Source organism: Bacillus sp. GW823-FHT06A11 (assembly GCF_058795355.1).
This window is the reverse complement of record NZ_JBXAHS010000001.1, coordinates 1,057,387-1,067,885: the sequence shown is the minus strand read 5'-3', so window position 1 is coordinate 1,067,885 and position 10,499 is coordinate 1,057,387. Positions and strand designations below refer to the sequence as shown.

Annotated in this window: 11 protein-coding genes and 1 other annotated feature; of the genes, 8 read left to right on the top strand and 3 right to left on the bottom strand. The window is 36.8% G+C overall.

Translation table 11 applies throughout. The features are described from left to right. Positions 1–584 precede the first annotated feature (584 nt). Positions 585–1,928 (top strand): TrkH family potassium uptake protein, encoded by a 1,344-nt coding sequence (locus AC1Q8L_RS05280; protein WP_000454115.1) that lies wholly within the window; start codon positions 585–587, stop codon positions 1,926–1,928. A gap of 35 nt (positions 1,929–1,963) precedes the next feature. Here AC1Q8L_RS05280 and AC1Q8L_RS05275 read toward each other — a convergent pair whose 3' ends face one another. Then, entirely contained in the window at positions 1,964–2,338 is a 375-nt protein-coding gene (locus AC1Q8L_RS05275) for a hypothetical protein (protein WP_000136549.1), read from the bottom strand. A 128-nt stretch (positions 2,339–2,466) separates the two neighbouring features. Between AC1Q8L_RS05275 and ytfJ the strand changes: the two genes are divergently transcribed. Together ytfJ and AC1Q8L_RS05265 are read left to right on the top strand one after the other, a co-directional pair. Then, complete coding sequence (gene ytfJ / locus AC1Q8L_RS05270; RefSeq protein WP_002093915.1) at positions 2,467–2,934, top strand: GerW family sporulation protein; 468 nt, start codon at positions 2,467–2,469, stop codon at positions 2,932–2,934. 108 nt (positions 2,935–3,042) lie between these two features. Then, positions 3,043–3,132, top strand: coding sequence for a hypothetical protein (locus tag AC1Q8L_RS05265; RefSeq protein WP_000608227.1), 90 nt, complete (start codon positions 3,043–3,045; stop codon positions 3,130–3,132). Positions 3,133–3,484: 352 nt separating this feature from the next. On the opposite strand, the gene AC1Q8L_RS05260 is transcribed toward AC1Q8L_RS05265, so the two are convergent. Then, on the bottom strand, positions 3,485–3,724 hold the full coding sequence (locus tag AC1Q8L_RS05260) for a YkuS family protein (RefSeq protein WP_000101021.1): 240 nt from the start codon (positions 3,722–3,724) through the stop codon (positions 3,485–3,487). 82 nt (positions 3,725–3,806) lie between these two features. After that, the gene (locus AC1Q8L_RS05255) at positions 3,807–4,046 is read right to left on the bottom strand and encodes a DUF3911 family protein (protein WP_000752514.1); all 240 of its coding nucleotides are present in this window, start codon (positions 4,044–4,046) and stop codon (positions 3,807–3,809) included. A gap of 414 nt (positions 4,047–4,460) precedes the next feature. Between AC1Q8L_RS05255 and ilvE the strand changes: the two genes are divergently transcribed. The 5 genes from ilvE to leuA all read left to right on the top strand — a co-directional run bounded on the left by ilvE (position 4,461) and on the right by leuA (position 10,438). Then, positions 4,461–5,357 (top strand): branched-chain-amino-acid transaminase, encoded by an 897-nt coding sequence (gene ilvE, locus AC1Q8L_RS05250; RefSeq protein WP_001005486.1) that lies wholly within the window; start codon positions 4,461–4,463, stop codon positions 5,355–5,357. 15 nt (positions 5,358–5,372) lie between these two features. After that, positions 5,373–5,600: a binding site (T-box leader), on the top strand. A 72-nt stretch (positions 5,601–5,672) separates the two neighbouring features. Beyond that, the gene (gene ilvB / locus AC1Q8L_RS05245) at positions 5,673–7,373 is read left to right on the top strand and encodes an acetolactate synthase large subunit (protein ID WP_000095868.1); all 1,701 of its coding nucleotides are present in this window, start codon (positions 5,673–5,675) and stop codon (positions 7,371–7,373) included. Beyond that, positions 7,370–7,879, top strand: coding sequence for an acetolactate synthase small subunit (gene ilvN, locus AC1Q8L_RS05240; protein ID WP_000822952.1), 510 nt, complete (start codon positions 7,370–7,372; stop codon positions 7,877–7,879). The genes ilvB and ilvN overlap by 4 nt, the downstream gene beginning before the upstream one ends. Positions 7,880–7,905: 26 nt before the next feature. Continuing rightward, positions 7,906–8,916, top strand: coding sequence for a ketol-acid reductoisomerase (gene ilvC / locus AC1Q8L_RS05235; protein WP_001151742.1), 1,011 nt, complete (start codon positions 7,906–7,908; stop codon positions 8,914–8,916). Between the two features lies 1 nt (position 8,917). Then, positions 8,918–10,438: a 2-isopropylmalate synthase gene (gene leuA, locus AC1Q8L_RS05230; protein ID WP_000809593.1), complete on the top strand. Its 1,521-nt coding sequence runs from the start codon at positions 8,918–8,920 to the stop codon at positions 10,436–10,438. Positions 10,439–10,499: the final 61 nt, after the last annotated feature.

Here is a 10,499-nt window from a genome sequence, read left to right as displayed (position 1 = left end):
GTCAATTTAATTAGGGATGGAAGCTATTCAAAGACACTGGGGAATGTCTTATAAATTAGGGAGGAACAGCTTCGATATATATACTATAAAAGGTGGGTGTGACCTCTGTGTGAACATAGAGTGAAAGAGATAGGAAGTTTTAAATAAAAGATAGAAAGACAAAAAAATAAGACCATCACATATAAGATGGTCAAGGGAAGGGGACAATTTATGTCAATTTAATTAGGGATGGAAGCTATTCAAAGACACTGGGGAATGTCTTATAAATTAGGGAGGAACAGCTTCGATACATATACTATAAAAGGTGAATGTGACCTCTATGTGAACATAGAGTGAAAGATATGGGGATTTGAAAAATAGTACATATGAAATTGTTATTGCTAGCAATATTGAGTTAGGATATATAGTTTTCCAGCATAAAAGAAAAAGAAGTCTGAATATAAATAAAAGTTGTAATCTATGAAAAAAAGGATTATGCTCAACTATATTATAAGGATATAAGGTTTGTCCCAATTCTTTAAGGGCTTTTAAAAAGCTTTTTATTTATGAGGGGAAAGCTTCACTTTAATAAGGGAGTTAGTGATATGGAAGTAACAAAAAAACAAGGGCTGTATAATCGTCTTATACGATTAAACCCACCACAAATATTAGCGTTAGGTTTTTTCTGCTTAATTGTGGTTGGCGGTTTGTTATTAAAGTTACCATTCGCAACGAAAGCACATATTAGTTGGGTAGATGCTTTCTTTACAGCAACGTCAGCAGCGACCGTAACTGGTTTGGGAGTAGTGGATACAGCAAGTACATTTACGATGTTTGGCGAAATTGTTATTATGTTTTTAATTCAAACAGGTGGTCTAGGTCTTATGACAATTGCCATTTTAATTGTTTGGGTATTAGGCAAAAAAATCGGATTACGCCATCGTTTATTAATTGGAGAAGCGTTTAATCAAACAAATATAGGTGGTCTTGTAAAATTAGTAAAGCGTGTCTTTATATTTTCGATTTGTATTGAGCTTATTGGGGTCATCTTTTTATCGTTTCGCTTTATTCCAGAGTTTGGTTTTGGAAAAGGTTTATACTATAGTATTTTTCATGTAATTGCATCTTATAATAATGCAGGCTTTGCTTTATGGCCAGATAATTTAACAAGATATGTAGGAGATCCCATTATTAATATTGGGATTTGCTCTTTAATTGTAATAGGTGGACTCGGTTTTACCGTATTAATTGATATATGGTATAGTCGCAGTTTTCGAAAATTATCACTTCACTCAAAAATAATGATTATTGGAACAGTAGTGCTAAATGTTATAGCAATGATTGTAATTTTTGTATTGGAATATAATAATGTGAAGACGTTAGGGAATTTATCTTTAAATGAAAAACTATGGGCTTCCTTCTTTCAAGGTATTACCCCGCGGACAGCTGGATTTAATACGGTTGACTATGGAGGTATGGAAGAATCATCTATATTATTTACGATGATTTTAATGTTTATTGGTGCAGGAAGTGTATCAACAGGTGGAGGAATTAAATTAACAACGTTTGTTATCTTAATTACATCTGTCCTTTCTTTCTTTAGAAAAAAGGAGGAAATTGTTTTATTTCAGCGTACAATTAAAATGTCGACAGTAACGAGGGCCTTAGCGATTGCTGTTGCCAGTCAAATACTTATTTTTGCAGCGGTATTTATATTAATGCTTACAGAAAACTTCAGCTTTATTCAATTATTATTTGAGACAATATCAGCGTTTGGTACAGTCGGATTAACGATGGGAATTACTGCAAAGCTATCGGCATTCGGAAAATGTATTATTATGTTTGTTATGTTCTGCGGATTAATTGGACCATTAACACTTGTGTTCTCTTTAGCGCGACCAGCAAAACAAAAAATAAAATATCCATCGGAAGATGTGTTTACAGGATAAGGTATCCCGCGTTAAGCGAGATACCTTTTTCTTTTTTAGAAAAGGGAGAACAATAAACCAATAAGTGCTACTCGGAATAAAATTGCGATAAGTGCAGCAATCCCACCGACAACTGCAGCGATACCGCCAGTTACAGTAGCTCCGCGATTATAAGCGTAAATACCGAGTAAAACAGAAACAAGACCAAATAGTGTTGGGAATGTAAATAGCGATAAGATAGATAGCGCAAGAGCGATAAAACCAGCAGTTGATCCAGCAGCGGACGATTTTACAACATCTTTATCGTCTTTATCATTGTAATCATAATCAATGCGTTGTGGTGCAACCTCAGCGGCATACTCTTCTTTATAGTCACTATAATCACTATCTATTCTATCTCTTCTTTTATAATCATCAAATTTCTCAGTCAAAGTCATGGCTCCTTTCATAACAAGGTTCAATAGTAGTATGTATCTCTTTTTCTTTTTTATCCCGCATTAATGGGCAGTAATATCTATTAAAAGGAGGAAAATGTTTTCTTGAAATAGGAAAAGTTAGTATGACTTCCTCTATTTTGGAAAGTATAAAAAGGAATAATGAGGAAAGGGTGCAATACATAATGGAACATCCAATTGAAAATTTAATGAAAACGGCAATGACAAATTTAAAAGAGATGGTAGATGTAAATACAATTGTTGGGAGCCCGGTTTCAACAGCTGACGGAAATGTTGTATTAACAGTATCTCAAGTGGCTTTTGGTTTTGGAGCTGGTGGAAGTGATTTTAAAGGGGGTTTCATTACTGAAAAACATAACGGTGGGCAAAATCAGCATAAAGAGAACAAGCAAGGGCATCCATTTGGAGGAGGAAGCGGGGCTGGGGTTTCTATTAGTCCAGTAGCTTTTTTAGTAGTTGGTTCTAATGGGGTGCAAGTATTACATCTCAACAGCAGTACACATTTAATTGAAAAGGCTTTAAATACTGTACCAAGCACTGTAGATAAATTTGTGAATGGTCGTCAAAAGTGAACTTGCATTTTTTAGGAATTATGATATATTAGAAAAAGTGCGCTTTAGGATGATCGGAATAATTGAAATGTAAATATATATGATGTGTGGAATAAGGGAGAGGAATTTATGATTAATATCAAAAACTTAGTAGTTGGCTTATTTATGTTAGTAAGCGGCTTTGTTGTATATGTAATAAAAGAAAAAGCTCCATTCTAAAACAGACAAACCGTTAATGTCTGTTTTTAATTTGCGGAAAAATATTGACAAGCTATTGTATTGGTGTTATAATTTTAATTCGTGTCTCGGTTACGGCTAGTGTAAAGTAAATATCTCTTATGAATGCAATACGAAAAGTTTGCGAAAGATCGGGTAATTTTATCAACAACTTTTGTGAACAAACCCTATAAATTGTATTTGTAAGCTATATATGTATACTAGTGAATCAAGGAGCGGTCAGTGGAACCGTAATGATGAGAGAGAGGTAGGGCTTTCATCCAGTATATGTTACTTTCCCGTTAGGTGAATATAAAAAAGAGGACTCCTTTTAAAAGGAGTCCTCTTTCATTTTTTAAGTGCGACTTTCAACTTGTTGACAAATTTCATCCGTTGTTAAACCGTGAGCTGTAATGACTGATCCTTTAATTGATGCATCTGCAATGCCCATCACATTAGAATCTTGCCCAGTTACAACGCAACAATCACACCCTTGTGCATCCTGTTCTGAGTTAAGTGTAACAACTTCATGCCCTTGTTGCTGAAGAGCTTGTTGAACGTCTGTTAATGAGTTTTCAACGCCAATTCTAGCCATAATTCTCACCTCCTACCATCTAATTGCTAGTATGCTCAAGTTCACTGCATTTATGAAAAGACGGTAGGAAGTAAATCTTTGTTTAGTCGTTATATACGCCAGTAAGCATTTGACTAACGAATTGATCGTTTAATGTATCTTGGGCAGAAGAAGTATTTGAATGGATGTCGATTGAAGCAATAAAATGATTATGTTCTTGCGTATTTGGTTCTACCTCTACGTAATTATCGAATTTACAAAAACCTTTCGTATCCATTAGATCAAATAATTGCAGCATTTCTACTACCTCTTGTCTCGTTCCTTTAATTTGTACACACGCCATATTTATTTCCTCCTTCATTTTGACAAATTGTTTTTTAAAAATAGGATTATGATTACGAAATGAAAAATATGAATGTTATTTTTAGACAGCGCTATTTTTGTTATTTTCCCCCTTTTTCAGCAAAAGTCGTTATATATTCCCGGATTTATAAAATCGGACGTCCGTTTATTGAATACAATAGATTCGTATCAATTGATGAAAATCCTTCTTTTAAACAAATATTTTTTTAGTGGAAATTGGCGAAAAAAATTTTTTGACTTTTTGTAAACGTTAACAATGTTGTTAAATCAATATAAGTAAAGAAGTACGTACGATTAAAAATTATAAATTTTCTAAAAATTCACTTGATTTATTTAGAAAGGAGAGTAAACTAGGAAACAATAAAAAATTCATAGAACATAGGAGGCGCTTCTAGTGAATGAGCAATGGATTTTCTTAAATGGAGAATTTGTTCCAAAAGATGAGGCAAAAGTTTCAGTATATGATCATGGCTATTTATATGGCGATGGAGTGTTTGAAGGAATTAGAGTTTATAGCGGTAATGTTTTCCGTTTGAGAGAGCATCTTGTCCGGTTGTATGAATCAGCAAAATCAATCCTTTTAGAAATTCCATATTCATTAGATGAAGTAACAAATATTGTTGTTGAGACGATTCGACAAAATAAATTATCTAATGGATACATTCGCCTTGTTGTATCAAGAGGAGCAGGAAATCTTGGATTGGATCCCGATTCATGTAAGAAGCCGAATGTAGTAGTAATTGCAGAACAATTATCTTTATTCCCACAAGAATATTATGAGAAAGGGATTCCAGTTGTAACAGTTGCAACGCGCCGAAATCGTCCCGATGTTTTATCCCCTCAAGTAAAATCTTTAAATTACTTAAACAATATTTTAGTTCGTATTGAAGCGAAATTAGCTGGAGTACAAGAAGCACTTATGTTAAATGATCAAGGATATGTAGCTGAAGGCTCAGGAGATAACGTGTTTATTGTTAAAGGAAATAAATTAATTACACCACCAAGTTCTGCTGGAGCGTTAGAAGGTATTACACGAAACGCCATTTTAGAAATCGGCGAAAAACTTGGATATGACGTAAGAGAAGAGTTATTTACAAGACATGATGTATATGTAGCTGATGAAGTGTTTTTAACAGGAACAGCTGCTGAAGTTATTGCTGTTACGACAGTAGATGGTAGAACGATTGGCTTAGGGCAAACAGGTCCACATACGAACCGTTTATTAGAAGAGTTTCGTAAGTTAGTTGTAGAAGATGGAGAGAAAATTTACGAAGAAAATAAAGTTGGATAACAACTTTTTTAACATAAGAAAGCGTTGATAGGGAGGAGTAGTTGATTGTGAAGCCTCACAGAGAGTCGGTGGTTGCTGAAAACCGATGGTTCACGTCGACGAACATCGCCCTTGAGTGCTAAGCTAAAGCATTTGTCTAGGCTTAGACGGTAGCTCCGTTATTAGCTAGATCCATTTATGGATCACTGAGGCAAGAGTATTCTTGCAAAGAAGGGTGGTACCGCGAAATCTTTCGTCCCTTCAGCACATAGCTGGAGTGTGGACGTAGGATTTTTTTATTGTATAAAAGTTTGAAAAAGGGGGCTTATAAGAACAATGTCTTCAAAAACGGAAGAGAAACTGGCAACTGGTGCACAGCTATTGTTAGAAGCGCTAGAAAAGGAAGGCGTAAAAGTGATTTTCGGTTATCCGGGTGGTGCCGTTTTACCTCTCTATGATGCACTGTATGATTGTGAAATTCCGCATATTTTAACAAGGCATGAGCAAGGGGCAATTCACGCTGCTGAAGGGTATGCCAGAATTACAGGGAACCCAGGGGTTGTAATTGCAACGAGTGGACCAGGTGCTACAAATGTAATTACGGGTCTAGCGGATGCGATGATTGATTCATTGCCACTTGTTGTATTTACAGGCCAAGTAGCAACAACGTTAATTGGGAGCGATGCTTTTCAAGAGGCGGATATTATGGGACTTACGATGCCAGTGACAAAACATAACTATCAAGTGCGAAAGGCCTCAGATTTACCTCGAATTATTAAAGAAGCATTTCATATTGCTAAAACAGGAAGACCAGGACCAGTCGTTATTGACCTTCCGAAAGATATGGTAGTCGAGAAAGGTGAGCGATGTAGCAATGTACAAATGGATTTACCAGGATATAACCCTAATTATGAACCGAATCTACTTCAAATAAACAAATTACTACAAGCAATTGAAACCGCAAAAAAACCGTTAATTTTAGCTGGAGCAGGTATACTGCATGCGAAAGCTTCGAAAGAATTGACAAGTTTTGCCCGTAAATATGAAATCCCTGTTGTGCATACGTTACTTGGACTTGGTGGTTTTCCGCCAGATGATGGGCTATTTCTAGGGATGGGGGGAATGCACGGTTCTTACACAGCCAATATGGCGTTATATGAATGCGACTTACTCATTAATATAGGTGCGAGATTTGACGATCGTCTTACTGGGAATTTAGCTTTTTTTGCTAAAGGGGCGACTGTTGCACATATCGATATTGATCCAGCAGAAATTGGGAAAAATGTGCCAACAGAGATTCCTATTGTTGCAAGTGCTAAGCGGGCGTTAGAAGTATTGCTTCAATCAGAAGGAAAGAAAGAAAATCATCATGAATGGCTCTCTTTATTAAAGAGTAGAAAAGAAAAGTATCCATTCTCTTATAAACGAAATTCTGAAAGTATTAAACCTCAATACGCGATTGATATGCTATATGAAATCACGAAAGGAGAAGCGATTGTAACAACAGACGTTGGGCAACATCAAATGTGGGCAGCACAATACTATCCGTTGAAAAATCCAGATAAATGGGTAACTTCTGGCGGATTAGGAACGATGGGGTTCGGATTTCCAGCAGCAATCGGTGCGCAAATTGCAAAGCGAGATGAACTAGTTATTGCAATTGTTGGTGATGCTGGGTTTCAAATGACTCTGCAAGAATTAAGTGTATTAAAAGAACACGCTTTACCCGTTAAAGTATTTATTTTAAATAATGAAGCTTTAGGAATGGTAAGACAATGGCAAGATGAATTTTACAATCAAAGATATTCACATTCTTTATTGCCATGCCAACCAGATTTCGTCGCTCTTGCGAATGCGTATGGTATAAAAGGTGTTCGTATTGACGATCCACTTCTTGCAAAGAAGCAAATCCAGCATGCGATCGAATTACAAGAGCCAGTCGTAATCGATTGTCGTGTACTTCAATCAGAGAAGGTTATGCCGATGGTTGCACCAGGAAAAGGTGTTCACCAAATGGAGGGAGTGGAAAAAGGGTGAAGAGAATTGTTACAGCGACAGTTCGAAATCAAAGTGGTGTGTTAAACCGAATTACAGGAGTTATGACACGAAGACATTTTAATATTGAAAGTATTTCAGTAGGTCATACAGAATCATCAGATATATCGCGAATGACGATTGTTGTACACGTTGAAAGTGAACAGCAAGTTGAGCAGTTAATTAAACAACTTCATAAGCAAATCGATGTTCTGAAAGTATCAGATATTACAGAAGAAGCAATGATTGCTAGAGAGCTTGCTCTTATTAAAGTAGCAACTTCTGTAGCGAGGGCAGAATTATATAGTTTAATTGAACCATTTCGAGCCGCTGTAATAGATGTTGGGAAGGATTCCATAGTTGTGCAAGTAACAGGTACGCAAGATAAAGTAGAAGCGTTAATTGAATTACTTCGTCCATACGGTTTAAAAGAAATTGCTAGAACAGGTGTAACAGCATTTACACGTAGTATGAAAAAACAAGATAAGCAAGTTATGTTAATTCAATAATCATTTAAATATAGGGGGAAATGAAAATGGCAAAAGTTTATTATGAGAAAGATGTAACAGTAAATGTATTAAAGGAAAAGAAAGTAGCAATCATCGGATATGGCTCGCAAGGTCATGCGCATGCGCAAAATTTACGTGATAACGGATTTGATGTAGTAGTAGGTTTAAGAAAAGGTAAGTCTTGGGATAAAGCGAATGAAGATGGGTTTTCTGTATATACAGTAGCAGAAGCAGCGGAAAAAGCTGATGTAGTAATGATTCTATTACCTGATGAATTACAACCAGAAGTATATGAAGCTGAAATTGCACCAAATTTACAGGCTGGAAACTCTCTCGTGTTCGCACATGGATTTAATGTTCACTTTGATCAAGTAAAACCACCAGCTAATGTAGATGTATTTCTAGTAGCGCCAAAAGGACCGGGGCATCTCGTACGCCGTACGTTCGCCGAGGGAGGGGCTGTTCCTGCATTATTTGCAGTATATCAAGATGCAACAGGAGTTGCGACTGAAAAAGCACTTTCTTATGCTGACGGAATTGGAGCAACGAGAGCTGGTGTATTAGAAACGACGTTTAAAGAAGAAACAGAAACAGATTTATTTGGAGAGCAAGCTGTACTCTGCGGCGGAGTGACTGCACTTGTAAAAGCAGGATTTGAAACGTTAGTTGATGCGGGATACCAGCCTGAACTTGCATATTTTGAATGTTTACATGAACTGAAGCTAATCGTTGACCTTATGTATGAAGGTGGACTTGAAAATATGAGATATTCAGTTTCAGATACAGCGCAGTGGGGAGACTTCGTATCAGGACCACGTGTTGTTACTGAAGATACGAAGAAAGCGATGGGGGCAGTATTAGCAGAAATTCAAGATGGTACATTTGCAAGAGGCTGGATTGCAGAGCATCAAGCAGGAAGACCAAATTTCCACGCGACAAATGAGAAAGAGAATGAACATGAAATCGAAGTAGTAGGACGTAAATTACGTGAAATGATGCCTTTCGTACAGCCGCGAGTAAAGGTAGGGATTAAATAATATGAAGCAGATTTTGTTCATGGATACAACGCTTCGTGATGGCGAACAATCACCAGGAGTAAATTTAAATGAACAAGAGAAGTTACAAATTGCTAGGCAATTAGAGAGGCTTGGTATTCATGTAATGGAAGCTGGATTCGCGGCAGCTTCCGAAGGTGACTTCCAATCGGTAAAACGCATCGCGAATACAATTCAAAATGCTACGGTTATGAGTTTAGCTAGAGCGAAAGAAAGTGACATTCGAAGAGCATATGAAGCTGTGAAAGGTGCTGTATCTCCTCGTCTACACGTATTTCTAGCTACGAGTGATATTCATATGAAATATAAACTTTGTATGTCAAAAGAAGATGTGTTAAATAGTATTCATCGTTCGGTTACGCTTGGAAAATCATTATTTCCGACAGTACAATTTTCTGCAGAAGATGCGACAAGAACATCGAGAGCATTTTTAGCTGAAGCAGTAGAAACTGCGATTCGCGCAGGAGCGAATGTAATTAATATTCCGGATACAGTTGGATATACGAATCCGGAAGAATATTATTCTCTTTTTAAATACTTACAAGAATCCGTTCCATCATATGAAAAAGCGATTTTTTCTTGTCATTGTCACGACGATCTTGGTATGGCAGTAGCAAATTCGTTAGCTGCGGTTGAAGGCGGAGCATTGCAAGTAGAAGGAACGATTAATGGCATTGGAGAAAGAGCAGGGAATGCAGCGTTAGAAGAAGTTGCGGTTGCTCTTCATATTAGAAAAGATTTTTATAAAGCAGAACCTTCGATGACTTTAAAAGAGATTAAGGCAACGAGTACATTAGTAAGCAGGTTAACGGGTATGGTTGTACCGAAAAATAAAGCAATCGTTGGAGCGAATGCATTTGCTCATGAATCAGGCATCCACCAAGATGGGGTTCTAAAAGAAGTAACAACTTATGAAATTATCGAACCAGCGCTTATAGGAGAATCTCAAAATCTCTTTGTACTTGGGAAACATTCTGGCCGTCATGCGTTTACGGAAAAAATGAAAGAGCTTGGTTATGAATTTACAAATGAAGAGCGAGATGCGGCATTCGAAGCATTTAAAAAATTGGCGGATCGTAAAAAGGAAATTACTGAGGAAGATTTACGCGCAATTATGCTTGGTGAAGCAGCATTTGCAGCCCAGCAATATAACATTACGCAATTACAAGTGCATTTCGTATCAAATAGTACACAATGCGCAACAGTTGTGCTGAAGGATGAGGAAGGAAATGTATATGAAGATGCAGCCACTGGTTCTGGTAGTATTGAAGCGATATACAATGCGATTCAAAGAATTTTAGGATTAGAATGTGAATTGGCAGATTATCGCATACAATCTATTACACAAGGTCAAGATGCACTTGCTCACGTTCATGTTGAATTAAAAGAAGGTAGTCACCAAATATCAGGTTTTGGAGTTGCGCAAGACGTATTGGAAGCGTCGGCGAGAGCTTATGTCCATGCAGCAGGGAAATTAAAATCTCTTATAGCGCTTGTGAAATAAATATTTGATAGGTGAGAGAAGCTTTCCTCACCTATCAAATCAAAGTTCTGAAAATTCAGTT

Excerpts from the sequence above, each read along its gene's own strand:
- AC1Q8L_RS05280 (WP_000454115.1), top strand. The coding sequence starts at position 585 with ATGGAAGTAACAAAAAAACAAGGGCTGTATAATCGTCTTATACGATTA.
- ytfJ (WP_002093915.1), top strand. The coding sequence starts at position 2,467 with ATGACTTCCTCTATTTTGGAAAGTATAAAAAGGAATAATGAGGAAAGG.
- AC1Q8L_RS05265 (WP_000608227.1), top strand. The coding sequence starts at position 3,043 with ATGATTAATATCAAAAACTTAGTAGTTGGCTTATTTATGTTAGTAAGC.
- AC1Q8L_RS05260 (WP_000101021.1), bottom strand. The coding sequence starts at position 3,724 with ATGGCTAGAATTGGCGTTGAAAACTCATTAACAGACGTTCAACAAGCT.
- AC1Q8L_RS05255 (WP_000752514.1), bottom strand. The coding sequence starts at position 4,046 with ATGGCGTGTGTACAAATTAAAGGAACGAGACAAGAGGTAGTAGAAATG.
- ilvB (WP_000095868.1), top strand. The coding sequence starts at position 5,673 with ATGTCTTCAAAAACGGAAGAGAAACTGGCAACTGGTGCACAGCTATTG.
- ilvC (WP_001151742.1), top strand. The coding sequence starts at position 7,906 with ATGGCAAAAGTTTATTATGAGAAAGATGTAACAGTAAATGTATTAAAG.
- leuA (WP_000809593.1), top strand. The coding sequence starts at position 8,918 with ATGAAGCAGATTTTGTTCATGGATACAACGCTTCGTGATGGCGAACAA.